Here is a 22,577-nt window from a genome sequence, read left to right as displayed (position 1 = left end):
TGGGAGGGTGCTGCCCCCGCTAGTTGCGGTACCGGAACACGATCCGGCCGCGCGTCAGGTCGTACGGGGTCAGCTCCACCAGCACGCGGTCCTCAAGCAGGATCTTGATGTAGTTCTTCCGGACCTTCCCGCTGATGTGCGCGAGCACGCGGTGGCCGTTGTCGAGCTCCACGGTGAACATGGCGGCCCGCAGGCACTCGACGACCTTGCCCTCGACTTCGATGCCGTTCTTGTTCTTCGTCAACGGACCAGCTCCAGGTTGCTGCTCACCGGCCGGACGCCGATGCCCTCGGCCAGCGCCGAGGCCGCTTGGTTGGACTCGTGGACCTCGGCCGAGGCCACGGCGAAACCGGAGCGGTGCAGCGTGCCCAGCGCGTGGGCCAGCAGCGCCCGCCCGATGCCGCGCCGCCGCTCGTCCGCCCGGACCGCGACCAGCCCGATGCGCGGCCGTCTCACCGTGACCACCCGGATCAGGCCCAGGTAGCGGTCCGGCGTCGCGGCCACCGCGTACTTCGACGGGTCGACGATCGTGTCGCCGTCGGGACGGGGGAGCACCTCCGCGGGCATCGACGACCACCCGACGGTCGCCTCGACCTCGTCACGGATGGCGCGGTCCACCGCACGCAGCAGGCCCTCGTCGGCCTGGCCCGCGGGGACGATCGTCACGCCCGGCGGCGGCAGGACGTCCACGAGTCCCGTGACCCGGGGGTCGGTCGGCACGTCGTACTCCCACTCGCGGCGCCGGACCGTGAAACCGGCCCGTCGCCAGCGCGCCGTCGACTCGGCGTCGGCCTCGTCGACGACCGTGTGCAGCGGCGCGGGAAGTTCCGCCAGCATCGCTTCCGCGAGCCGGCCGAACGCGGTGTCGTGCCAGGCGTCGACGCTGACGAACAAACGCCCGTCGGGGCGGTGCGCCGCATACCCGCGGCCGACCACCAGGTCGTCGTCCAGCGCGTGCCACTGACCGTCCGCGACGCGGGTGATGACCACCGCGTTCTCGCTCAGGCCGGATTTGAAAGGCTTCGTGTTCATCGGAGTCTCCCTTCCAGGAGTGCCTTGATCTCAGGCGCTCCCGGCGACACCGAACGTCAGCCTAGGGACCGTGACAGGCTGAGGGAGCACCCATGGGTGTAGGTGTTCACGGGTCTCACCTCCTTGCGACGACTTCACGATCCACCGCGAAAGTAGCAGCGGACCCCGCTCTGCTCAAATGGTTTTTCGCGATCAATTCGCCCGTACCCGGCGTGGCATCGTCGGCGCGTCCGGAGTCCCTCGGCTTCGGCGCAGGTCGCACGGGGAACGATCACCACCGGCAGCACTGGACCACGCACTCGGGGGATGCTCGCCATGACCGACTCGGCCCTTCGGAGCCACGACGACCTGCGCGCGATGTTCGTCAACTGCACGCTCAAACGCTCGCCGGAGACCAGCAACACCCAGGGGCTGATCGACCGCAGCGTCCACATCATGCGCAAGCAGGGCGTCCACGTGGAGCAGGTGCGGGTGGTGGACCACGACATCGCGACCGGTGTCTGGCCCGACATGACCGAACACGGCTGGGCCGTCGACGAGTGGCCGGACCTCCAGGCCCGGGTCATGGCCGCCGACATCCTCGTGCTGTGCGGGCCGATCTGGCTGGGCGACAACAGCTCGGTGATGAAGAAGGTCATCGAGCGCCTGTACGGCAACTCGGGAATCCTCAACGAGAAGGGCCAGTACGCCTACTACGGCCGGGTCGGCGGCTGCCTGATCACGGGGAACGAGGACGGGGTCAAGCACTGCGCGATGAACGTCCTCTACAGCCTGCAGCACCTGGGGTACACGATCCCGCCGCAGGCCGACGCCGGGTGGATCGGCGCGGCGGGGCCGGGCCCCTCGTACCTCGACGCCGGCTCGGGAGGCCCGGAGAACGACTTCACCAACCGCAACACCACGTTCATGACCTGGAACCTCCTGCACCTCGCGCGGATGCTCAAGGACGCGGGCGGCATCCCGGCGCACGGCAACCAGCGCTCGGAATGGGAGGCGGGCTGCCGCTTCGACTTCGACAACCCCGACTATCGCTGACCACTCCCGAGCCCCGGTGGAGCCAGACCCGGCTTACCGGTTCGCCAGAGCCGGTCCAACCTGTGGCGTTCGGTCACCGTCCGCTTCTAAATTCATCATGGAGTAACGGTGTGTTACGTCGGGGTCCGGAGAACGGCTGGTGAGATGGCACTGCTCTGCAAGCCGACCGTCCACGTTCCCGAACACGTCATCACCCTGGACGACACTCTGGCGATCGCCCGCCGCCTCCATGCCGGCCACCCCGACCTGGGGCTGGTGCTGCGGCTGATCACCAGCACCGGGGTGCGGACCCGGCACCTGGTCCAGCCGATCGGGCGGACGCTCCGCCATCCCGGCTTCGAGGCGCGCAACCGGGTGTTCACCGCCGAGGCCAAGCGCCGGATCCCCGCGGTCGTGGCGTCCGCGCTGGTCCACGCCGGGCTCGAGGCCGAGGACATCGACCTGATCGTCTTCGTGTCCTGCACCGGGTTCGGCATGCCCTCGCTGACCGCGTGGATGATCAACACGCTGGGGTTCCGTCCCCAGACCCGTCAGCTGCCCATCGCGCAGCTCGGCTGCGCCGGCGGGGGCGCGGCCATCAACCGCGCCCACGACTTCTGCACCGCCCACCAGGGGGCCAACGCGCTGGTGCTCGCGTGCGAGTTCTGCTCCCTGTGCTACCAGCCCACCGACCTCGGCGTCGGGCAGCTCCTGTCCAACGGGCTGTTCGGGGACGCCGTGGCCGCGGTCGTGGTGCGCGGCGACGACCAGGCGACGGGGATCCGGCTGGACGGCGGAGCCTCCTACCTGATCCCGGACACCGAGGACTGGATCTCCTACGCGGTCCGCTCCACCGGCTTCCACTTCCAGCTGGACAGGCGCGTCCCGCGCACGATGGAGCCCCTGGCGCCCGTCCTGCAGGAGCTCGCCAAGGACCATCACCAGGATCCCTCCGGGCTGGACTTCTACATCATCCACGCGGGCGGTCCCCGGATCCTGGACGACCTCAGCCGGTTCCTGGGCGTCCCCGCCCAGGCGTTCCGGCACAGCCGCGCCACGCTCACCGAACACGGCAACATCGCCAGCGCGGTGGTCCTGGACGCACTGCGCCGCCTGTTCGACGCGGGCGGCGTCCCCGACGGGGGAAGCGGCATGATCGCGGGCTTCGGCCCCGGCATCACCGCCGAGATGGCGATGGGCACCTGGACCGACCGGACCCGGCCCGCCGGGCGGCCACGACTCGAGGAGCCACTGTGATCACCGGTTTGATCGTTCCGCCCGGTGGGGGCGAGACCGCCAGTGCCCCCGCCCTTCAGGTGACCTTCAAGGTCACCGGCGCCCGTTCCCGGCATACCTCGGTGTTCGAGACCGTGGTGGCGCCGGGCTTCGACGTCGGCGCCCACACCCACCAGGAACTCGAGGAGTGCTTCTACATCCTGGACGGCGAACTGGACGTCTTCGCCTTCGAGCCCACCGAGCGCGCCGGCCTGGACTGGACCCGGTGGGAGTCGGCCGACGGACAGCGCCCGGTCAGGGCCGGCGCCGGAAGTTTCATGTTCATCCCACCCGGCTGCCCCCACGCCTTCCGCAACCCCACCGGCGCCCCCACGCGCGTTCTGCAGACCGCCAGCCCGCCGCCGTCCCATGAGCAGTACCTCAAAGCCGTGGCGGAGATCCTCGCCGCCAATCCTGACGCGCCCGAGCAGGCCATCACGAGACTGCGCGAGGCCTACGACACCCAGCAGCTCACCCCCCTCAGGATCATGCCCGTTCCGGGCTGAACGGGTTCCCGCCCGGGAAGCGGATCAGGCGGGCCCCACGGCGCGGCGAGCGGAGGGCGGTGCGGCATCGGACGTGCGGCATCGGACGCGGGGCGTCGTTTGTGAACGCCGCTCGCCGCGGCGCCGCCTGCCTCAGCGCCGCTTCGAGCGTCCGGCCCGCATGAACGCCTCGAACTGCCGGCGATCGTTGCGGTGGGGGAAGGGGGCCTGGGGGACGGGAACGTCCAGGAAGGCGCACAGCGGTTCCCACCCCTGGGCGACGTCGAACTCCAGCAGCCGGTCGGCCGGAACGTGGGCGCGCACGTCGGCGTAATGCCGTTCGAAGACCTCGATGGCATGCGCGGGATCGTCCATCCGCCCGCCGAACACCCCGTCGATGACCAGCTCCTGCGCCAGGCGCAGCATGGCCGCCAGACGCGGATCGTCCGCGCCGGACGTGGGCCCCATCTCGCTGTCGAAGATGGTGTGCCGCGCGCTCTCGTACCAGCTCTGGGGATCGCGCATCGTCAGCACGACCTTGGCCTGCGGGAAGTGGTCGACGAGCTGGCGCCAGAAGTGGCTTCCCGGCCATCCCACGCTCGCCCGGTAGCCCTCGAGCAACGCCGGAAGGTCGACCGCCTCGCCCCGGCTCGCCCGCTGCCACGCGTCGGCCTGGGCCGGATCGCCGAACACCTTGCGCATGTGAAAGCAGGGATCGAAGCCCAGCTCCTCCAGCGCGACCGTGAGGGATGCGGTGCCGGTGCGCCCGAATCCCGCCCCGATGACCTGCATGGAGACCACCAATCACAGACGGATGATGAATTGTTGCTCACAGTATCCGCGCGGTCGCGGCGACCGGGTCGGGGAAAACCGGACTGTCACCGCCCGACGCCGCGGGTGTCAGCGCGCCGTGCGCTCGGCCGGTGAGGATCGAGAAGGTTCCCGGTTCCCACCGGTCGCGCACTTCGAGGGGACGGGCGGGTCAGAAGGCGGGCAGGACCGAGCGGGTGGGGTCGACCTGGATGATCTCGTAACGGGCGGCGCCGGACTTCTGGAACGGGTCCTCGGCGACGATCCGCTCGATCCGGGCCCGGTCGGTGCCGGTGGCCAGGATCGCGCCACCGGTCCGCGGGACGCGTCGTCCGGTGAGCACGAAGGTGCCGTCGGCCATGTGCCGGTCGACGTAGGCGTAGTGCTCGTCCAGCATCGTGTCGATCTTCTCCAACGCGCCGGGCTCGTAGTGCAGCAGCAGAATGAACATGTCCGACAGTGAACGGCCAGGTGGTCGACGGGGTCCACGAGGCGGTGCCTGAGGCGGGGTAGGCGGTGCCTAACGTCCCAGGTCGCGGGCGAGTAGCGGCAGCAGCGGGTGAGGCGTGTCACGCATCCAGGCCACCGCGAACTCCATCGTCGGAGCCTCGGCGCGAAGCGGTCGCCAGACCAGGCCGGGCTCGGCCGCGTACGCCGGGCGCAGCGCCACCACCGGCTCGCCGGTAGTGAGCTCCGCATGGGTGATCGCGCGTCGTGCGGTGGAGATCCGCAGGCGGGGACGCCATCCGGCGGCGTGGCAGGCCGCCAGCAGAGCGTCGTGATATCCGGGCGCGCGTTCCCGGGGAAACCACAGCAGTTGCTGGTCGTGCAACTCCTCCCAGTCGATCCGGTCGTTCGCGGCCAGCCCGTGGCCCTCGGCCATCAGCATGCCGAGCGGTTCGCGGTGGACGATCCGCGTCTCCAGCCCGGTGATCTGCTCGACGGGCATCGTCAGCACGCCGAGGTCCAGATCCCCGTGTCGCAGGCGCGGCAGTTGCCGGTCCGTGGCCACATCCTCGAAGGCCACCTCGGCGCCCAGCGCGCGGGCCGCCGCCCTCACCCGGACGGGCAGCGAGGCGGGAACTCCGGCCGGGAGCCCGACGGTGTGGACCCGCACGGCCGAGTCCGCCCGCTCCACCGCGCGCCGGGCGCGTTCCACGTCCGCCAACGCCGCCCGGGCCTCGGGCAGCAGCGCCTCCCCGGACGCGGTCAACGTCATGCCGGTCGCCGATCGCTCGAACAGCCGCGTCCCCAGGTCCTCCTCCAGCGCCCGGATCTGCTGGCTCAACGACGGGGACCGCAGGCCCAGCGCCTCGGCGGCGTGCGTGAGGTTGCCCTCCTCCGCCACCGCACAGAAATACCTGAGCTGCCGAAACTCCACACGGACAGGATAGGAAGGCCCGCCGTCCGTCGGGCCGTCTTGGTCGTGGTCGCGGGTTGGTCCGGGTCAGGGGCGGTGGCGGTTGCGGCGGGTGCCGACGATCTGGCGGAGCAGGGCGAAGAAGACGATCGCGCCGAGGACGACGATGCCCATCGTGATCGAGCGCTCCTGGAACGTCCTGGCCTTGATGATCACTGTGCCGGAGCCGATGAGGAAACCGAGCAGGGTGACGAACAGGCCGAGGACCTCGACCATCTTCAGCAGGCCCTCGGAGACCAGCTCCTGGGCGACCGCGACCCGCTGCGCGAGCTGCCGGGAGGCGTCCTCGACGCGCTCCTCCATGGCCGAGGTCGCCTCCCCGATCCGCTCGTCGACGCGCGCGGCCAGCTCCGTGCTCAGGACGTCCCGGACGCCCTCGGCCTGGCGGCGCATGTCGCGCGCGTCCACGATCGCGCGGCGTTCCTGCGCGTACTGCTCGTGCACCAGCATGTTGCCGACGCCGAACAGGTCGATCGCGAGGTCGATCTCGACGAGCGCCTCGTCGAAGCGTCCGAGCCGCCGCAGGGCGGACGCCCGCCGGTAGTGCACGTTCGGGTTGCCCTCCCCGCGCGCCATCATCGTCTCCGAGAGGCCGAGCAGCATCTCGGCGGAGCCGTCGAGATGGTCGGCGAACCAGATGGCCGTCAGGGCGAGGTTGCGGCTCTTGTCGTCGGCGTCCGGCGCCTCGACGGCCCGCCGGTAGAGGTCGAGCCCGTTCGGCGCCCGGGAGCCGAGCCCGGCGAAGGCGGCGAGGCCGAGGACGAGGGCGTCGTCGTGGAACTCGCCGAGCCACTGGTCGCAGCGCGTCCGCAGTTCCCCGAAGCGGTAGTCGAAGCGCAGCCGCTGCCCGTGGACGTAGGCCAGGACGAGCCTCCGCGTCCGCGTCCCGGCGAGGCCGCGGGCGATGCTCCACTCGCGGTCGTCCGGGTAGCGCTGCTCGGCGAGCCGGGCGAGCCAGGCCAGGTCGGTGGACGCCCGCCGGATCTGCGGCAGGTCGAAGCCCTCGTCCTCGGCGATCCGCGCGAGATCGGCGATCCAGGAGAGCGAGTCGCCGGACGTCCGCGGCTTCAGGTACTCGACCAGCGCCACGGCGCGTCCGGCGGGCGGGACGGCGGCCAGCAGCTCCCCGACCGGCGGCCCGGCGGGCGGAGCCTCCTCGGCCGGAGGGGGACCCGGCCTGGGCACCGGACTCTGCTCCATGCTTCTCCTCGCTCACCGGACGGACCGTCCGGGCAAGTCTCGACCGCCGGGGCGCCGGACGTCCAGAACTCGCGAGGATCAGTGATCTTGGGTCGCAGGTTCGGCCGCGTCGCGGGTCAGACGTCCGGCCACAGGGTCTCGCCGGGACGGACCTGCCCCGGGTGGGTGTACACGTCCAGGAGCCGCAGCCGGGTGGCCTGGAGCCGGTCGAGCATCACCTCGGCGAACCGGCGGGTCAGCTCGTGTCCCAGTTCGGGATCGGCCGCGCACAGCGTCCGGACGAGCCTGCCGTCGAACTCCACCGCGCGCACCGGCTCGAGGGCGCGGGCTCCGAACCGCCACTGGAAGGGCGGGAACAGCCAGGACCAGCCCAGCACCGTGTCGCGCCCGAACGTCTCGATGACGACCAGTCCGCGACCCGGGATGTGCACGTCCAGCCCGACCCGGCCGGTCTCGATCAGCCAGAACCGGTCGGCGTGCCCGCCCTCGTCGAAGAAGCGGTGCCGTTCGGGCAACTCCACCTCCTTGGCCGCCGTCGACAGCCGCTGGAGATGCGGTGTCCGCAGATCCCGCAGGAAGGAATGGCGTGCCAGCGAGGACGCCAGGACGGAGGTCATATAGCCCACTCCTCGATCAGTGTCCTTAGAACCATTCGCCATACACCGAGTCTCCGCCGGGGCGCGGCGGCTCCGGCAGGGCCGAGAGTCGGCGACCGATGGGACCTTCGGCCCGAACACGGCGCAAGCGCGACGCGCCAGGTTGGGCTGAGGCAGGGGCGGCGTGCTGGTGATCGGGCCCGCGCGCTCCTCCTCGCGGGGGGCTGCGGCTAACGTGGTTCATGTCGACCTGGTCGATCCCGAGGAGCGTCTATGGGCGGTGGGGAACAGGACCCGCGCACGATCCGGGTCTTCCTCGTGGACGATCACGAGGTGGTCCGCAGGGGAGTGGCAGCGCTGCTGTCGGCCGAGCCCGACCTGGAGATCGTCGGCGAGGCCGGTACCGCCGCCAGTGCCATCGCCCGCATCCCGGCCGTCCGGCCGGACGTGGCCGTCCTGGACATGAGGCTGCCGGACGGCGACGGCGTCACGGTCTGCCGCGAGGTCCGTTCCCGGCTGCCCGAGCTGGCCTGCCTGATGCTGACCTCCTTCAACGACGATCAGGCGCTCATGGACGCGGTGATGGCCGGGGCCGCCGGATACGTGCTCAAGCAGATCCACGGCTCGGACCTGGTCGGCGCCGTGCGCACGGTCGCCGCCGGGCAGTCGCTGCTCGACCCGCAGAGCACCGCGCGCATGCTCGCCCGCATCCGCGACCGCCAGGAGCGCCGCGACCCCCTGGAGGGCCTCACCGCGCAGGAGCGGCAGATCCTCGACCTGATCGGCGAGGGCCTGACCAACCGGGAGATCGGCGAGCGGATGCACCTGGCGGAGAAGACCGTCAAGAACTACGTCTCGAACCTGTTCGGCAAGCTCGGCATGAGCAGGCGCACCCAGGCCGCCGCCTACTCCGCCCGCCTCAAGGCGTCCGACACCGACCCCCGCGACGATCTCTGACGCTCCCGAGGCCAGTGGCCGATGGCCAGAACGGCGGGACGTTCCGTCTGGAACGTCCCGCCGTGAGGCTGATCTCGTCGTTCGTGGTGGGTCACTTGAGCACGGGCAGCTTCCGGACGAGGGCCGTGTTGCCCCACCAGCGGCCGAGGCCGACCGCGTCGCCCGCCGCCACGAGGGCCAGCCCGATCAGGACGAGCGCGTAGATCAGGTGGTCGTCCATGAACACGTTGTTGGCGGGCGGCAGGGTCACCGACCACATCATGACCAGCAGCAGGGTTCCGGCGGCCGCCGCGAGCCGCATGCAGACGCCCAGCATCAGCGCGGTCCCGATCCCGGCGAGCCCGAGCATGAACAGCCAGTCGGCCCAGGCCGCGCCGGCGATGTCGTGGTAGAAGCCCGCGAACGGGCCCTTGGCGCCGAACGCCAGGAACCCCTTGGTCGGGCTTCCGCCGTGGATCCAGGCCTGCGCGTTCTTGGTGTCGTGGCCGAGGCCGAACGTCTTGTCCAGGAACGCCCAGACGAACACCCAGCCCAGCGAGAGCCGGGCGAGCGCCCACACGTACCGGGCGGCGCTCGACTCGACCACCGGCCGGAGGGCCAGGTCGGGCATGTGGACGCGGTGGGGGGTGGTGGGGGTGTGGCGCTGTTCGGAGACCGTCATCGCGCTCTCGCTTCCTCGTGCCGTCGTTGTCCGTCGCCCTTATTCACTCCCGGGAGCCGTTCGCGCAGAAGGCGCTTTCGGTCCCTGATCCGGGGGACGTTCGGCCCCTGATCCGTGCCGCCCGGACGTGCCTAAGGTCCGTGCGCCGAGGGGCCCTTCGGCCCTGGGCCGGTCCCTTGCCCGCTGCCTAGCGTGGGTGCAGGACGACCGAGGAGCCGATGATGAACCGTTCGCACCACCCCGGGGCGCCGTCGCGACTCGACGGCCTCCGCCGCCGGTGGGGTTTCGACGCCAACCCGCTGCGTCGCGACGTGGACCGCCGCCAATGGCGCACCGGGTTCGCCCTCGTGGTCCTCTTCCTCCTCATCGCGCCGGTCGGCGCCCTTCGCGTCGGCGCGGCGTCCTACGACAGAGGCGTGCGGACCGAGCACGCCGAGGCGGCGACACGGCGTCCGGTGTCGGGGGTCGTGACGGGCGTGACCGAACACAAGCGCGGCTTCCGCGTGGACGTCACGGGCACCGGCCCCGGCGGACACCAGGTCACCGGCTCCTACACGACGGCCCGCGCCACCGCCGTCGGCGACCGGGTGAAGCTCTGGGCGACCCCGTCCCGGCTCACCGACGTCCCACCACGCCGCCACGCCAGGACGGTGAGCGACACCGTCGTCGCCGTGGGCACCGCCCCCGTCGCCGTGGCCGCGCCCCTGGTCCTGGTCTATTTCCTGGTGCGCCGCCGCTGCGATCGCGTGCGCTTCCGTCTCTGGGACGCCGCCTGGACCGGGCTCGACCGCCACCCCACCCGCTGAAACCCGCCGGAGCGGCGCGTTCGATGCGACGGCGTTCCGATTCCCCTTTCCCCCTCATGAGACAGGACCTTCTGATGACCGGACCGGACTCTCCCGACGTCCTCGACCGAACCGCCTGCCTGCGGCTGCTGGAGACCGTCGCGGTCGGACGCGTCGCCTGGGCCGGCGACGGCGGACGCACCGTCGTGCTGCCGGTGAACTTCGTCCTGGACGGCGACACCGTCGTGTTCCGCTCGTCCCCCGGCGACAAGCTGGAGGCGGCGAGAGCGGGCCGCGAACTCGCCTTCGAGGCCGACGACGCCGAACCCGCGCTGCGGACGGGCTGGAGCGTCCTGGTCCACGGGCCCGCCCAGGTCGTCGACGACCCCGCCGAAGCCGACCGGCTGGCACGGCGGTGCCCCACCGCGTGGTTCGACCTCCCGGGCGCGTCCTTCGTCCGGATCGTCCCGCGCGAGATCACCGGCCGCCGCCTTCCCCTCCACCTCGGCGAGGCCTCCGTCGTCCACCAGGGGCCCTGGAGCTCGCCGGACGCCTGATCGCACGAGGCCGGAGCCGGACCCTCGCGCGGGGGCCGCGTTCATCCGTCCTTCGGGATCGCCCTGCCACGCCGGAGGCGGCGGGCAGGCGCCTGTACCGGTACATCAGCAGCGCCTTCGCGATCTCGGGGAACCGCAGGTCGAGGAAGGGCAGGACGAACCGCTCGTCCCAGAAGACGTGGCCTCGGTAGGCCTCCCCGTGCAGGCCGCGGGCGGGCACGCCGACGTCCAAGATCCCTTGGTTCATGGGTTTTCCTCGCCTGGTCGTCCCACCTGGTCGTTCGTCGCCGCCTCTTCGAGGATTCCCCTTCGGCGCTGGGTATCTAGGGGGTGCAGTCTCGGGGGAGGGGGCCGGGGATGGGTGGACTGGACAGGGCTCAGCGGTCGCGCGTGCTGCTCGGCTACGACGCCTCGGAGGACAACGAGCCCGCCCTGCGGTGGGCGATCGAGGAGGCCCGCCTGCGCGGGCTGGAACTGGTCCTCTGCCACTGCTGGCACTGGCCCTACCCCGCCGGATACGTGGACGGCGGCGTCGAGACGATCATCAGGCACGCGGGCGAGATGCTCCTGGACCACGGCGCGGAGCAGGCGCGGCGGCTGGGGGCGTCGGGGACCGTCCTCCAACTGTTGAGGGCCGAACCCGTGGCGGACGCGCTGGTGGTGGAGTCCGACGAGGCGGAACTGGTCGTGATCGGCTCGCACGAGCGGCATCACCTGCCGGTCGGGTCCACCGCCGTGCAGTTGCCCGCCCGGGCGCGCCGTCCCGTGGTCGCCGTCCGCGGGGACGGCCCTCGCCACGGCCTGGTGGTCGCCGGGGTGGACGGGTCCGAGGGCGGCGACGCGGCGCTGGGCTTCGCGGTGGAGGAGGCGGTGCTGCGCGGGTGGAGCCTGCGGGTCGTGTACGGCGTCTGGGAACCGGGCGCGGTCGACGAGGCCGAGCTGCCGCTGTTCGGCGACAAGGACCGTCTCGTCCACGTCCGCATGGTGATGCTGGAACGGGCCGTGGCTCCGTGGCGTGAGCGCTACCCGCAGGTGGACGTGCGGCTCTCGGCGGTTCCGGACCGGCCCCGCGAGGCCCTGCTGGAGGCCTCGGGCGACGCCGATCTGCTGGTGGTCGGAGACCGGGGCAACGGGGGCCTGGACCCCCTGCTCCTGGGGGCGACGAGCTCGGCGATGCTCCAGCACGCGCCCTGCACGGTCGCGATCGTGCCGTCCCCCCGCTGAGCCCGGTCCGTGCGGCGGAGCCGCCGTTCCCATCGGCCGTTGACGTCCTGACCGGCGGATATCCGGCGGGCTCGCCCCTGGGGGCCGGTGCGCGGTCGGTGATACTGGAAGCGTGACCGACGAGCCCGGCCCGGGCGGGGACAAGGCACGGCTGATCCTTCCTCAGCTGCGGCTGGACGATCTCCTGGCCGAGGTCCAGACGCGCCTGGAGGCGGCGCGGGCCACCCGCGACCGGGTGCACGCGCTGCTGGAGGCCGTGGTCTCGATCGGCGGCGAGCTGGACCTGGAGACGGTGCTGAGGCGCATCACCGAGGCCGCCGCCGCGCTCGTCGACGCCCGCTACGGAGCGCTCGGCGTGATCGGCGACGAGGAGGACCGGCTCGTCCGGTTCGTCACCGTGGGCATCACCGAGGACGAGATCGCGCGGATCGGCCACTGGCCGCACGGGCACGGCATCCTGGGACTGCTCGTCAAGGATCCCCGGCCGCTGCGGCTGGCGGATCTGACCGAGCACGCCGAGTCGTTCGGCTTCCCGGCGGGGCATCCGCCGATGCGCACGTTCCTGGGCGTCCCGATCCGGGTGAGGGACGAGGTTTTCGGCAACCTTTACCTGACGGAGAAGGTCGGCGGCGGCGTCTTCGAGGAGGAGGACGAGGTCGTCCTCACCGCCCTGGCGACGGCGGCGGGCGTCGCGATCGAGAACGCCCGCCTGTACCAGGAGACCAGGCGGCGCGAACGGTGGCTGGAGGCGTCCGCGGAGATCTCCACGACCCTGCTCTCCGGGACCGATCCGCACCAGGTCACCTCGCTGGTGGCCGAACGGGCGCGGCAGGTCGCCGACGCCTCCCTCGCGATGGTGGCGCTGATCGACGAGGCGGGCCGGGAGTTCACGGTGGAGGCCGCCGACGGCGACGACGCGGACCGGGTCCGCGGGGCGCGGCTCCCCCGGGGGCGCTCGGTCGCCGGGAGGGTGTTCGAGGAGGGTGCGGCGTTGCGCCTGGCCGACGGGTCCGCGGTGGTCCGGGAGGTCGGAGCGCCGCTCGACCTGGAGGTCGGCCCGCTGCTGGTGGTCCCGCTCGGCGTCGGCTCCCACGCGCGCGGCGTCCTCACGGTCGTCGACGCGCCCGGCGAGCCGGCCTTCACCGACGGGACGCGGCGGCTGCTGGAGGCGTTCGCCGGGCAGGCCGCGGTCGCGCTGGAGCTGGCCGACCGCCGCCGCGACGCCGAGCGCCTGACCCTGCTGGAGGACCGCGACCGGATCGCCCGGGACCTGCACGACACCGTCATCCAGCGGCTGTTCGCCACGGCGATGTCGCTGATGGCCACGATCAAGATCGCCCAGCGGCGGGAGGTCGCCGTGCGGGTCCAGCGCGCCGTGGACGATCTGGACGACACGATCCGCCAGATCCGCTCGTCGATCTTCGCGCTGCAGGCGACCGGGGGCGAGGACTCCCTGCGTGGCCGGGTCCACGCCCTCGTCGACGACGCCGTCGAGCACCTGGGGTTCTCGCCCTCGGTCCGGCTCGACGGCCCCCTCGACACCGCCGTCGACGAGGAGACCGGTGGCCACCTGCTCGCGGTCGTGCGCGAGGCGCTGTCGAACGTGGCGCGGCACGCGCGGGCCGGTGAGGTGGCCCTCGCCGTCGACGTCGGCGACGACCTGACGCTCCGCGTCGAGGACGACGGCGTGGGCGTCCCCGAGGACGGCCGCCGCAGCGGCCTGCGCAACATGAGCGCACGCGCCGAGGCGTGCGGCGGCTCCCTCACCGTCCGGCCGCGGCCGGACGGCGGCACGGCCCTGATCTGGCGTGTTCCGCTCAAGGGCGGCTGAACGTCCTCCGCGGCGCGGCGGCGGGGTGCGGACGCCGCCACGAAGGGCCGAAGGTCCCCTGACGAAGTGACCTTCGGGGGCTGACCCGCGGACGCCCCGGGCCGGAGGCTGGACGTATGAGAGCGAAGACGTCCGGCGGCCGGGTGTACGCGTTGCTCACCGACGGTTCCCAGATCGAGATCAGGCGGCTCGGCGAGACCGACCGCGAGGCGGTCCGCGCGCTGCACCGCGGACTCGGCGACGAGAGCCTCTACCGGCGCTTCTTCGGGGTGAACCGGGCCATGGCGGGGGAGATCGGCGACCGGATCTGCCGTCCGGGCGGCTCCGGGCACGCGGCGCTCGGGGCGTTCCTGCGCGGCGAGCTCGTCGGCGTCGCGGAGTACGAGCCGTCCGACCTTCCCGACGAGGCGGAGATCGCGATGGCCGTCGCCGACCGGATGCACCACCGCGGCGTGGGCACCCTGCTGCTGGAGCACCTCGGTTCGCTGGCCCGGGAGAACGGGGTCGTGGCGTTCCGCGCCGACACCCTCGAGGAGAACGGCGCGATGCTGCGGGTCTTCGCCGACGCCGGGATGCCCGTCAGGCGCCGCGCCTCGGCGGGCGTCGTCGAGATCACGATGCCGCTGGTGCCCGACGAGCACTACCTGGACGTGGTGGCCGAGCGCGAACGCGGCGCGGACGTGGCCAGCCTGATGCCGCTGTTCAGGCCCCGGGCGGTCGCGGTCATCGGCGTGAGCCGGCGGCCCGGGACGGTCGGGGCGGCACTGCTGCGCGGCATCAGGGCCGGCGGCTTCACCGGACCGCTGCACGCGGTCAACCCGCACGCGGACGGGACGCACCTGTACGGGGTGCCGTGCGTGGGCGCCCTCTCCGACCTGCCCGAACCGGTCGACCTGGCCGTCGTGGCCGTCCCCGCGGACGCGGTGACCGGCGTGGCGGCCGAATGCGGGGCGGCCGGGGTCCGGGCCATCGTCGCGATCACCTCCGGACTGAGCGGACCGCAGGGGAGTGAACTGCTGGCGATCTGCCGCGAGCACGGTATGCGGCTGGTCGGCCCCAACTGCCTGGGCGTGGCCGACACGGGCGGCGCGCTGGACGCGACCTTCGCGGCCCGCCGTCCCGCCGGAGGGACGGCCGGGGTCGCGGTGCAGTCGGGCGGCGTCGGGATCGCCCTGATCGACCACCTCTCCCGCCTGCGCATCGGCGTGTCGTCCTTCGCGTCCCTGGGGGACAAGTACGACGTCAGCGCCAACGACATGCTCATGTGGTGGGAGTCGGACCAGACGACGCGCCTGGGCCTGCTGCACGTGGAGTCCTTCGGCAACCCCCGCAAGTTCGCCCGCACGGCGCGCCGGGTCGCCGCGCGGATGCCGTTGCTGACCGTCCTCGCGGGCCGGTCGGCGCCCGGGACCAGGGCTGCGGCGTCGCACACGGCCGCCGCCGCCACACCGGAGGCCACCCGCCGCGCGCTGTTCGAGCAGGCGGGCATCGTGGCGACCGACGACCTGGGCGAACTCGTGGACGCCGCCGCGATGCTGGCGACCCAGACGCCACCGGCCGGACCCCGCGTCGCGGTGGTGTCCAACGCCGGAGGCGCGGGCGTCCTCGCCGCCGACGCCTGCACCGACGTCGGCCTGACGGTCCCCGACCTCGAGCCGGCGACCCGGCGCGCGCTAGCCGAGACGCTTCCGGCGGAAGCCGCGGTGACCGATCCCGTGGACACCACCGCGGCCGTCGCCCCCGAGGACTTCCAGAAGGCGATCGACCTGGTCGCCGCGGACCCGTCGGTGGACGCCGTCATCGCCGTCGTGGCGCCGACCGCCCTGGCCGACCTGACGCGCGCCCTCGCCGGTTCCGCCAAGCCGGTCGCCGCCGTCGTCCTCGGCCAGCCCGAGAGCGTGCTCGTCTCGGACCGGGGCGTGCCCGTCTACGCCTACCCCGAGAACGCCGCCCGCGCGCTGGCGCACGCCTGGTCCTACACGCGACGCCGCGACCGGGATCCCGGCCTGCCGCCCGAACTGCCGGGCCTGCGCACCGGGGACGCGGCGGCCCTCATCGGCGGCTTCCTGAAGGACACGCCGGACGGCGGCTGGCTGCCACCCGTCCCGACGTTCGAACTCCTGGAGTCCTACGGGCTGCCCGTCGTTCCGTGGCGGGTGGTCCGCACCGAGCGGGAGGCGGTCGCCGCGGCGTCCGAGCTCGGCGGCTCCGTACTCGGCGGCTCCGTCGTCCTCAAGGCGGACGTCGAGGGCGTCGTGCACAAGACCGCGGCCGGTGCGCTGCGGCTCGACCTGCGAGGGGCCGACGCCGTCCGCGACGCCTACCGGGGGCTGGCCGCCCGCTTCGGGGACCGGCTCCGCGGGGTGATCGTGCAGCCGATGGCGGAGGAGGGCGTCGAGGTGCTGTGCGGCGCCGTCCAGGACGACGTCTTCGGCCCCGTCGTGATCTTCGGGGCCGGGGGCGTCGACACCGAGGCCCTGGCCGACCGCGCGGCCCGACTGGCGCCCCTCACCGAGGGGGAGGCGGCCGACCTGGCCGCCGGGACGCGCGTCTCGGCCGTCCTGGCGGGGCACGCCGCCCGGCCCGCCGGAGACCTTCCGGCGCTGCGCGACGCCCTGCTCCGGCTCTCCCGCCTCGTGGCCGACCACCCGGAGATCGCCGAACTCGACCTCAACCCCGTGATCGTCCGTCCGGACGGGGTCGTGGCCGTCGACGCGCGCGTCCGCCTCGCGCCGAACCGCGTCTGGGACCCCTACCTGCGCCGCCTCCGCTGACCCCGCCGGGGGCCCCATTTACATACATGCCGTCTGTATGTACGCTCCTGAACGATCTTTCCGAAGGCCACACCACCGGCAAGCCCGTGCTCGCCGGTGGTGAGGCCGTTCGCCACGAACGAGGGCATGCGATGACGACGTACGTACTGGTTCACGGAGCCTGGCACGGCGGCTGGTGCTGGAACCGCGTGGCCGCGCGACTGCGGGAGGCCGGGCACGAGGTCCACACCCCGACACTGACCGGCCTCGGTGAGCGCGCCCACCTGGCGGGGCCCGGGATCGGTCTACGCACGCACGTGGACGACCTCCTCGGCCTGCTGAAGTACGAGGACCTCCGGGACGTCGTGCTCGTCGGGCACAGCTACGCCGGTCTCGTCGTGCGCGAGGCCGCCGACCGCGCGCCGGAACGCGTCTCCCGCCTCACCCTGGTCGACGCCTGGGTGGGCCGGGACGGGGAGTCGCTGGACGACCTGGCCCCCGCCTTCTTCCGCGACTGGGTCGACTCGGTCACCGTCGACGGCCTGGTCCCGGTCGCCCCCGCGGCCAGCATCGGCGTGACGGAGCCGGACCAGGTCGCGTGGCTGGAGTCCAGGATGACGCCCCACCCACGGCGAACGTTCTCCGAGCCGACCCGGCTGTCCGGGGCCGTCGACGCGATCCCGTGCCACGCGGTGCTCTGCACGCCCGGCGGCCCGATGCCGTTCGTCCGGTTCGCCGAGGAGCACGGCTGGGCGGGCACGACCCTGGACGTCGGCCACGACGCCATGGTCACCGCGCCGGACGCCCTGGCGGACATCCTGCTGCGGGACGCGTCCGGATCCCGTCCCGCCCCCGTGAGCGAGACCCCGTGAGGAGAGGTGCGACATGGCCGAGGTGAAGATCGGATACCTTTTGCCGACCCGCGACCGGGCCGCGGGCGGCGACGACGACCTGGCCCCGCTGATCGAGCGCGCCCGGCAGGCCGAGGCCCTCGGGCTCGACTCCGTCTGGGCCGGGGACAGTCCCCTCACGCGGCCACGCGCCGACCCGCTCCTCCTGCTGGCCGCCGTCGCCGTGGCCGCGCCGCGGCTCACGCTCGGCACCGCGATGATGCTGCCCACGCTCCGGCATCCGATCCTGGTGGCGCACCAGCTCGCCACGCTGGACCGGCTCGCGGGCGGACGGCTGGTCGTCGGGATGGGCGCGGGCTTCCCGACTCCCGCGACCGAGGCGCAGTTCGCCGCGGTCGGCGTCCCCTTCCGGACCCGCTTCAGCCGCCTCGAGGAGTCGATCGAGGTGATGCGGCGGCTGTGGAGCGGGAAGGACGTGTCGTTCACCGGCCGCCACTTCGACTTCCGCGACGTCACCCTCGTGCCCGCTCCGGCCCGTCCGGGAGGGCCGCCGATCTGGCTGGCGGGAGGCGGCGGGCCCTCCCTTCAGCGGGTGGCCCGCCTGGGGGACGGCTGGCTGCCCTATCCGCCCGACGTCGCCGACTACGCCCGCGAGCGGGCCGACGTCCACCGGCTGGCGTCCCGTCCGGTCACCGCGGCCCTGTACGCGACCCTCTGCCTGGACGACGATCCGCGGCACGCGCGCGAACTCCTGCGCACGAGCATCGAGCGCTACTACAACGCCCCGCTGGAGGTGGTGGAGAAGATCCAGGCCATGTGCGCCGGTCCTCCGGCGGACGCCGCCGCCTGGCTGAACCGGTACATCGCGGCAGGAGCCCGGCACCTCGTCATCCGCCTGGCGGCCGACGACCACCAGGCGGCCCTGGACCGGTTCGCCGCCCGCGTCCTGCCGCTGCTCGACGTGTGAGAGAGAGCGACCAGGGATCGCCCGGGACACCTGTCGAGAAGGGCGGACGGTCAGCGGTCGCGGGCGGCGAGAAGTGAGGCCAGGGCGCGGAGTTCGGACTGGTGCTCGGCCGGGATCGCGGCGTGGTCGAGGGCGGTGAAGGCGGCGGTCAGGCGGCGGCGCGCCTCCAGCTCGGCCCAGGCGCGGCCGCCCGCCTGCTCGACGAGCTGGGCGGCCCGGGCCACCTCGCCCTCGCTCAGCTCGGCGGGCGCCGAGAAGAGCTCGGCCAGCTCACCGGCGGCGGTGTTCTTCGAGTGCAGGGCCGCGACCACCGGGAGGCTCTTCTTGCGGGACGACAGGTCGGACCCGGCGGGCTTCCCGGTGACGGCCGGGTCGCCCCAGATGCCGAGCAGGTCGTCCTTCAGCTGGAAGGCGATGCCGAGGTGGCGCCCGAAGGCCGCCAGGGACGACGCCGCCTGCGGGTCGGCCCCGCCCGCCAGCGCGCCCAGGCGGCAGGACGCCTCCAGCAGCGCGGCGGTCTTGCCGTCCGACATCCTCAGGCACTCGTCCAGCGTCACCCGGGCGCGCCGCTCGAACCGCAGGTCCAGGGACTGCCCGGCGCACAGGCGGACCACGGCGTCCGACAGGACGGCACGGGCGTCCCGCGCGAACGGGGCCGGGACGGCACCGGCCGCGGGACCGGGCAGGTGGCCCAGCGCCGTCGCCAGTAGCAGGTCCCCGGCGACGATCGCCTGACCCGTCCCGAACACCGTCCAGGCCGCCGGACGGTGCCGCCGCGTCATGTCCCGGTCCATGACGTCGTCGTGCAGCAGCGAGAAGTCGTGGACCATCTCGACCGCGACCCCCGCCGCCGTCACCGCCGCCTCCGACGGCTCCGTCCCGAGGGCGGACGCGGCGGCCAGCACCAGCGCCGGGCGGATCGCCTTGCCCCCGCCGTCGGCGGCGCGCCCGTCGACGTCCCACCATCCCGCGTGGTACCCGATCACCCGGCGGACCGGCGACGGCAGCAGGTCCACCGCTCCCCGGTACCCGGGTTCGACCAGCGCCCGGGACCGCTCCAGCAACGGCCGGGCGGACGGCGCGTGGGGGAGAGGACTCGAAACGCTGGCGGACATGCGGACTCCTCACGGACGGACGTCGCCCCGCAGTCTCGCCGAACGCCGCGCGCGCCCCGTCCGCTTTTGCCCCTCGCGCGGGAACGTTTTGCCAGTGATCTTTTCCGTCGTCCGATCGGCCCGCGCCGTCCCGGGCCGGACGCCCCGAGGGGTGAAATGGTGGCAATTGCGAACCCTGTCCCTTCGTGGAAAGGCCCGCCATGCCGCCCGTCCCGCCGCCGCCCCCGCGCACCCCGGCCGCGTCCGAGCACACCCCGGCACCCTCCGGGCACACCTCGGCCGCGACACCTCACACCCCGGCGGCGTCCCCGCTGACGGCCTACTCGCTCGACGAGCTCAGGACCCGCCACAGCATCAAGTGGCGCGAGTTCCCGCCGGACGTCCTGCCGATGCACATCGCCGAGACCGACACCCCGCCCGCCGCGCCCGTCGCCGAAGCGCTGGCCCGCGCGGTCGCCCGGGGCGACACCGGCTACGCCACCACCGGACGCCTGCCCGAGACCTTCGCCGACTTCGCGGCCCGCCGCTTCGGCTGGCGGCCGGACCCGGCCTCCATGCGGCTCGTGCCGGACGTGATGGTCGGGATCGCGGAGGTCCTGCGGGTCGTCACCGAGCCCGGCGACCGCGTCCTGTTCCACTCGCCGGGGTACCCGCCGTACTACTCCTGGCTGCCCCGGATCGGACGCCGCGTCGTCACGAGCCCGCTGGCCGCCGGCGACCACGGACACCGCCTCGACCTCGACCGGCTGGAACGCGACTTCGCCTCGGGCGTCCGCGCCTTCCTGCTGTGCAACCCCCACAACCCGACGGGCGTCGCGTTCCCGGAGGAGGACCTCACGGCGGTCGCCGACCTCGCCACCCGCCACGGCGTCCAGGTGATCAGCGACGAGATCCACGCGCCGCTCGTCCACGCCGGGGCCCGGCACGTCCCCTTCCCCTCGCTCGACAGCCCCGCCGCCGCGAGCTCGGTCGCGCTCCACTCGGCGTCCAAGGCGTGGAACCTGGCCGGGCTGAAGGCCGCCCTGGTCGTCCCCGGCCCGGACGCCCGGGCGGTCGGCGCCGCGATCCACGACGAGGTGGAGGTGGGCGCCGGGCTCCTCGGGGTCCTGGCCGCCGAGGCCGCCTTCGCCCACGCCGAGCCCTGGCTGGACGGGCTGCTCCCCGCCCTCGACGGCAACCGGCGCCTGCTCGCCGCGCTCCTCGACGAGCACCTGCCCGCCGCCCGGCACCACCTGCCCCAGGCGGGCTACCTCACCTGGATCGACTGCCGCCCCCTGCGCCTGCCGGGGGACCCCGCCCGGCTCTTCCTCGACCACGGCAGGGTCGGCCTCACGCCGGGCCCGAGATTCGCCCCCGAGGGCGACCCCGACCAGGTCGGGCGGGGCTTCGTCCGCTTCAACTTCGCCACGCGTCCCGACCTGCTCACCGAGGCCGTCCGGCGCATGGCGGCCACCGTCCGCGACCTCGCGCCCCGGACGTCCTGAGCGCCGCAGTTCACCGAACCGCGAACCTCTCCGGGCTTTAGCGATACCGCATCGCCGGAACGTCCTCCCTGGAGGGCTTCTTCGAGCCGGGAGGACGGCGTGGCGCTGCACAGGAGTGCGAAGGGCACGACCGAGGTCAAAGCGGGCACAGGCGTCTGGCGGGACGCGCCGACCCCCTGGGACGACCTGTTCGCCGAGCCGTCGTCCGACGGCGTGCTGTCCCGGGGGCGGATGCCCGAGCGGATCACCGACCCGCGCGCCGTCTTCGAGATGGTCCGCGCCGAGCTGCAGCTGGACGGCAACGCGTCCCAGAACCTGGCGACGTTCTGCACCACCTGGTCGGAGGACGAGGTCCGCCGCCTGATGGACGACTGCGTCGCCAAGAACATGATCGACAAGGACGAGTACCCGCAGACCGCCGAGATCGAGGCCCGCTGCGTCCGGATCCTGGCCGACCTGTGGAACTCGCCCGCCGAGGCGACCACGATCGGCTGCTCCACCACCGGGTCCAGCGAGGCGGCGATGCTCGGCGGCCTGGCGATGAAGTGGCGCTGGCGGCAGCGCCGCGAGCGCGAGGGGAAGCCCGCCGACCGGCCGAACCTGGTGTGCGGGCCGATCCAGGTCTGCTGGGAGAAGTTCGCCCGCTACTTCGACGTCGAGCTCCGCAAGGTCCCCCTGGAGAAGGACGCGACCGGCCTGCGCCCGCACCAGCTCGCCGACCACGTCGACGAGAACACCATCGGGGTCGTCGCCATCCTCGGCGTCACCTTCACCTGCGACTACGAGCCCGTCGCCGAGATCTCCGCCGAGCTCGACCGCATCCAGGACGCGACCGGCCTGGACGTCCCCGTCCACGTCGACGCCGCCAGCGGCGGCTTCGTCGCCCCGTTCCTGCATCCCGGCCTGGAGTGGGACTTCCGGGTGGGCCGCGTCGTGTCGATCAACGCGTCCGGCCACAAGTACGGCCTCGCGCCGCTCGGCGTGGGCTGGGTGGTCTGGCGCGACGCCGAGCACCTGCCCGACGACCTCGTCTTCTCCGTGGACTACCTGGGTGGCAGCATGCCGACCTTCGCCCTGAACTTCTCCCGCCCCGGCGGCGAGGTCGTCGCCCAGTACTACCTGTTCCAGCGCCTGGGCCGCGAGGGCTACCGCCGCGTCCAGGAGGCCTGCGCCGCCACCGCCCGCTGGCTCGGCGAGCAGATCTCCGCCCTCGGCCCCTTCGACCTCCTCTACGACGGCCGCGGCGCCCTCCCCGCCGTCTCCTACACACTCAAACCCGACCACACCGGCTTCACCCTGTACGACCTGACCGAGCAACTGCGCGTCCGAGGCTGGCAGGTCCCGTCCTACCCCCTCCCCGCCGACCGCGACGACACCGTCGTCCAGCGCGTCCTGGTCCGCCACGGCATCGGCCGCGACGAGGCCTCCCTGCTGATCGAGGACATGAAACGCTGCCTGCAACGCCTCTCCACCGGCCCCACCGGAGCCCCCACCCACCCGTCCTTCCACCACTGACCCGCAGCGGGCCGCTCGGACACCTCCTCGGGACGGACGGCTCCG

22 protein-coding genes and 1 pseudogene are annotated in these 22,577 nt (G+C 73.0%); 13 read left to right on the top strand and 10 right to left on the bottom strand.

All coding sequences use genetic code 11. From position 1 onward, the window contains the following. Positions 1 to 19: 19 nt before the first annotated feature. Together infA and P696_RS0115560 are read right to left on the bottom strand one after the other, a co-directional pair. Positions 20 to 244, bottom strand: coding sequence for a translation initiation factor IF-1 (gene infA / locus P696_RS0115565; RefSeq protein ID WP_026413069.1), 225 nt, complete (start codon positions 242 to 244; stop codon positions 20 to 22). Further along, a complete protein-coding gene (locus P696_RS0115560; RefSeq protein ID WP_026413068.1) occupies positions 241 to 1,032 on the bottom strand; it encodes a GNAT family N-acetyltransferase in 792 nt (263 codons plus the stop codon). Before P696_RS0115560 ends, infA begins: the two co-directional genes overlap by 4 nt. A 315-nt stretch (positions 1,033 to 1,347) precedes the next feature. Here P696_RS0115560 and P696_RS0115555 point away from each other — a divergent pair, with 315 nt between their 5' ends. The 3 genes from P696_RS0115555 to P696_RS0115545 all read left to right on the top strand — a co-directional run bounded on the left by P696_RS0115555 (position 1,348) and on the right by P696_RS0115545 (position 3,827). Beyond that, complete coding sequence (locus P696_RS0115555; protein ID WP_157429722.1) at positions 1,348 to 2,067, top strand: flavodoxin family protein; 720 nt, start codon at positions 1,348 to 1,350, stop codon at positions 2,065 to 2,067. Between the two features lie 144 nt (positions 2,068 to 2,211). Continuing rightward, positions 2,212 to 3,303 carry a type III polyketide synthase gene (locus tag P696_RS45745; RefSeq protein WP_051467668.1) on the top strand — a complete coding sequence of 364 codons (1,092 nt, stop codon included), beginning with the start codon at positions 2,212 to 2,214 and terminating at the stop codon, positions 3,301 to 3,303. Then, positions 3,300 to 3,827, top strand: coding sequence for a cupin domain-containing protein (locus P696_RS0115545; RefSeq protein WP_211245759.1), 528 nt, complete (start codon positions 3,300 to 3,302; stop codon positions 3,825 to 3,827). The genes P696_RS45745 and P696_RS0115545 overlap by 4 nt, the downstream gene beginning before the upstream one ends. A 132-nt stretch (positions 3,828 to 3,959) precedes the next feature. Here P696_RS0115545 and P696_RS0115540 read toward each other — a convergent pair whose 3' ends face one another. From P696_RS0115540 to P696_RS45735, 5 genes are all read right to left on the bottom strand, one after another. Beyond that, a complete protein-coding gene (locus P696_RS0115540; protein ID WP_026413065.1) occupies positions 3,960 to 4,598 on the bottom strand; it encodes a sulfotransferase family protein in 639 nt (212 codons plus the stop codon). Between the two features lie 190 nt (positions 4,599 to 4,788). After that, positions 4,789 to 5,067: a YciI family protein gene (locus P696_RS0115535; RefSeq protein ID WP_026413064.1), complete on the bottom strand. Its 279-nt coding sequence runs from the start codon at positions 5,065 to 5,067 to the stop codon at positions 4,789 to 4,791. 69 nt (positions 5,068 to 5,136) lie between these two features. Beyond that, positions 5,137 to 5,997: a LysR family transcriptional regulator gene (locus tag P696_RS45740; protein ID WP_084337564.1), complete on the bottom strand. Its 861-nt coding sequence runs from the start codon at positions 5,995 to 5,997 to the stop codon at positions 5,137 to 5,139. Between the two features lie 66 nt (positions 5,998 to 6,063). Beyond that, a complete protein-coding gene (locus P696_RS0115525) occupies positions 6,064 to 7,236 on the bottom strand; it encodes a hypothetical protein (protein ID WP_026413063.1) in 1,173 nt (390 codons plus the stop codon). A gap of 116 nt (positions 7,237 to 7,352) precedes the next feature. Continuing rightward, positions 7,353 to 7,853: a Crp/Fnr family transcriptional regulator gene (locus tag P696_RS45735; protein WP_064744035.1), complete on the bottom strand. Its 501-nt coding sequence runs from the start codon at positions 7,851 to 7,853 to the stop codon at positions 7,353 to 7,355. A 252-nt stretch (positions 7,854 to 8,105) separates the two neighbouring features. On the opposite strand from P696_RS45735, the gene P696_RS0115515 reads away from it, so the two are divergent. Beyond that, on the top strand, positions 8,106 to 8,789 hold the full coding sequence (locus P696_RS0115515; RefSeq protein ID WP_026413062.1) for a response regulator: 684 nt from the start codon (positions 8,106 to 8,108) through the stop codon (positions 8,787 to 8,789). A gap of 91 nt (positions 8,790 to 8,880) precedes the next feature. Here P696_RS0115515 and P696_RS0115510 read toward each other — a convergent pair whose 3' ends face one another. Beyond that, positions 8,881 to 9,450, bottom strand: a complete 570-nt coding sequence (locus tag P696_RS0115510) for a DoxX family membrane protein (RefSeq protein ID WP_051467663.1) — start codon at positions 9,448 to 9,450, stop codon at positions 8,881 to 8,883. A gap of 218 nt (positions 9,451 to 9,668) precedes the next feature. On the opposite strand from P696_RS0115510, the gene P696_RS56940 reads away from it, so the two are divergent. Then, a complete protein-coding gene (locus tag P696_RS56940; RefSeq protein ID WP_026413060.1) occupies positions 9,669 to 10,256 on the top strand; it encodes an Rv1733c family protein in 588 nt (195 codons plus the stop codon). Between the two features lie 74 nt (positions 10,257 to 10,330). Further along, on the top strand, positions 10,331 to 10,792 hold the full coding sequence (locus P696_RS56935; RefSeq protein ID WP_170026466.1) for a pyridoxamine 5'-phosphate oxidase family protein: 462 nt from the start codon (positions 10,331 to 10,333) through the stop codon (positions 10,790 to 10,792). A 64-nt stretch (positions 10,793 to 10,856) separates the two neighbouring features. Here P696_RS56935 and P696_RS59055 read toward each other — a convergent pair. After that, positions 10,857 to 11,024 (bottom strand): annotated as a pseudogene (locus tag P696_RS59055) (hypothetical protein); the annotation flags it as partial. Positions 11,025 to 11,149: 125 nt separating this feature from the next. Here P696_RS59055 and P696_RS0115495 point away from each other — a divergent pair. The 5 genes from P696_RS0115495 (at position 11,150) to P696_RS0115475 (ending at position 18,418) form a co-directional block, all read left to right on the top strand. Then, positions 11,150 to 12,016 carry a universal stress protein gene (locus tag P696_RS0115495; protein WP_026413059.1) on the top strand — a complete coding sequence of 289 codons (867 nt, stop codon included), beginning with the start codon at positions 11,150 to 11,152 and terminating at the stop codon, positions 12,014 to 12,016. 112 nt (positions 12,017 to 12,128) lie between these two features. Beyond that, positions 12,129 to 13,847, top strand: coding sequence for a GAF domain-containing sensor histidine kinase (locus tag P696_RS0115490; protein ID WP_026413058.1), 1,719 nt, complete (start codon positions 12,129 to 12,131; stop codon positions 13,845 to 13,847). Between the two features lie 116 nt (positions 13,848 to 13,963). Next, on the top strand, positions 13,964 to 16,621 hold the full coding sequence (locus P696_RS0115485; RefSeq protein ID WP_026413057.1) for a bifunctional acetate--CoA ligase family protein/GNAT family N-acetyltransferase: 2,658 nt from the start codon (positions 13,964 to 13,966) through the stop codon (positions 16,619 to 16,621). A 131-nt stretch (positions 16,622 to 16,752) separates the two neighbouring features. After that, positions 16,753 to 17,472 (top strand): alpha/beta fold hydrolase, encoded by a 720-nt coding sequence (locus P696_RS0115480; protein ID WP_026413056.1) that lies wholly within the window; start codon positions 16,753 to 16,755, stop codon positions 17,470 to 17,472. A 13-nt stretch (positions 17,473 to 17,485) separates the two neighbouring features. Beyond that, positions 17,486 to 18,418, top strand: a complete 933-nt coding sequence (locus tag P696_RS0115475) for an LLM class flavin-dependent oxidoreductase (RefSeq protein ID WP_026413055.1) — start codon at positions 17,486 to 17,488, stop codon at positions 18,416 to 18,418. Between the two features lie 50 nt (positions 18,419 to 18,468). On the opposite strand, the gene P696_RS0115470 is transcribed toward P696_RS0115475, so the two are convergent. Continuing rightward, complete coding sequence (locus P696_RS0115470) at positions 18,469 to 19,533, bottom strand: polyprenyl synthetase family protein (protein WP_026413054.1); 1,065 nt, start codon at positions 19,531 to 19,533, stop codon at positions 18,469 to 18,471. 185 nt (positions 19,534 to 19,718) lie between these two features. Here P696_RS0115470 and P696_RS45725 point away from each other — a divergent pair, with 185 nt between their 5' ends. Both P696_RS45725 and gad read left to right on the top strand, forming a co-directional pair. Continuing rightward, positions 19,719 to 21,017 carry a MalY/PatB family protein gene (locus P696_RS45725; RefSeq protein WP_245627672.1) on the top strand — a complete coding sequence of 433 codons (1,299 nt, stop codon included), beginning with the start codon at positions 19,719 to 19,721 and terminating at the stop codon, positions 21,015 to 21,017. 99 nt (positions 21,018 to 21,116) lie between these two features. After that, positions 21,117 to 22,532 carry a glutamate decarboxylase gene (gad, locus tag P696_RS0115460; protein ID WP_026413053.1) on the top strand — a complete coding sequence of 472 codons (1,416 nt, stop codon included), beginning with the start codon at positions 21,117 to 21,119 and terminating at the stop codon, positions 22,530 to 22,532. Positions 22,533 to 22,577 lie beyond the last annotated feature (45 nt).

This window comes from Actinomadura oligospora ATCC 43269, from assembly GCF_000518265.1.
GTDB lineage: Bacteria > Actinomycetota > Actinomycetes > Streptosporangiales > Streptosporangiaceae > Spirillospora > Spirillospora oligospora.
Note: the sequence above shows the minus strand (reverse complement) of the source record. Positions and strands in the feature narration are given on the sequence as shown.

Coding starts and splice junctions, on each gene's coding strand:
- P696_RS0115470 (WP_026413054.1), bottom strand. CDS start 19,533: ATGTCCGCCAGCGTTTCGAGTCCTCTCCCCCACGCGCCGTCCGCCCGG.
- P696_RS0115480 (WP_026413056.1), top strand. CDS start 16,753: ATGACGACGTACGTACTGGTTCACGGAGCCTGGCACGGCGGCTGGTGC.
- P696_RS0115485 (WP_026413057.1), top strand. CDS start 13,964: ATGAGAGCGAAGACGTCCGGCGGCCGGGTGTACGCGTTGCTCACCGAC.
- P696_RS0115510 (WP_051467663.1), bottom strand. CDS start 9,450: ATGACGGTCTCCGAACAGCGCCACACCCCCACCACCCCCCACCGCGTC.
- P696_RS0115495 (WP_026413059.1), top strand. CDS start 11,150: ATGGGTGGACTGGACAGGGCTCAGCGGTCGCGCGTGCTGCTCGGCTAC.
- P696_RS0115475 (WP_026413055.1), top strand. CDS start 17,486: ATGGCCGAGGTGAAGATCGGATACCTTTTGCCGACCCGCGACCGGGCC.
- P696_RS0115555 (WP_157429722.1), top strand. CDS start 1,348: ATGACCGACTCGGCCCTTCGGAGCCACGACGACCTGCGCGCGATGTTC.
- P696_RS56935 (WP_170026466.1), top strand. CDS start 10,331: ATGACCGGACCGGACTCTCCCGACGTCCTCGACCGAACCGCCTGCCTG.
- P696_RS45735 (WP_064744035.1), bottom strand. CDS start 7,853: ATGACCTCCGTCCTGGCGTCCTCGCTGGCACGCCATTCCTTCCTGCGG.
- P696_RS0115560 (WP_026413068.1), bottom strand. CDS start 1,032: ATGAACACGAAGCCTTTCAAATCCGGCCTGAGCGAGAACGCGGTGGTC.
- P696_RS45745 (WP_051467668.1), top strand. CDS start 2,212: ATGGCACTGCTCTGCAAGCCGACCGTCCACGTTCCCGAACACGTCATC.
- P696_RS0115535 (WP_026413064.1), bottom strand. CDS start 5,067: ATGTTCATTCTGCTGCTGCACTACGAGCCCGGCGCGTTGGAGAAGATC.
- P696_RS0115525 (WP_026413063.1), bottom strand. CDS start 7,236: ATGGAGCAGAGTCCGGTGCCCAGGCCGGGTCCCCCTCCGGCCGAGGAG.
- P696_RS0115515 (WP_026413062.1), top strand. CDS start 8,106: ATGGGCGGTGGGGAACAGGACCCGCGCACGATCCGGGTCTTCCTCGTG.
- P696_RS56940 (WP_026413060.1), top strand. CDS start 9,669: ATGATGAACCGTTCGCACCACCCCGGGGCGCCGTCGCGACTCGACGGC.
- P696_RS0115540 (WP_026413065.1), bottom strand. CDS start 4,598: ATGCAGGTCATCGGGGCGGGATTCGGGCGCACCGGCACCGCATCCCTC.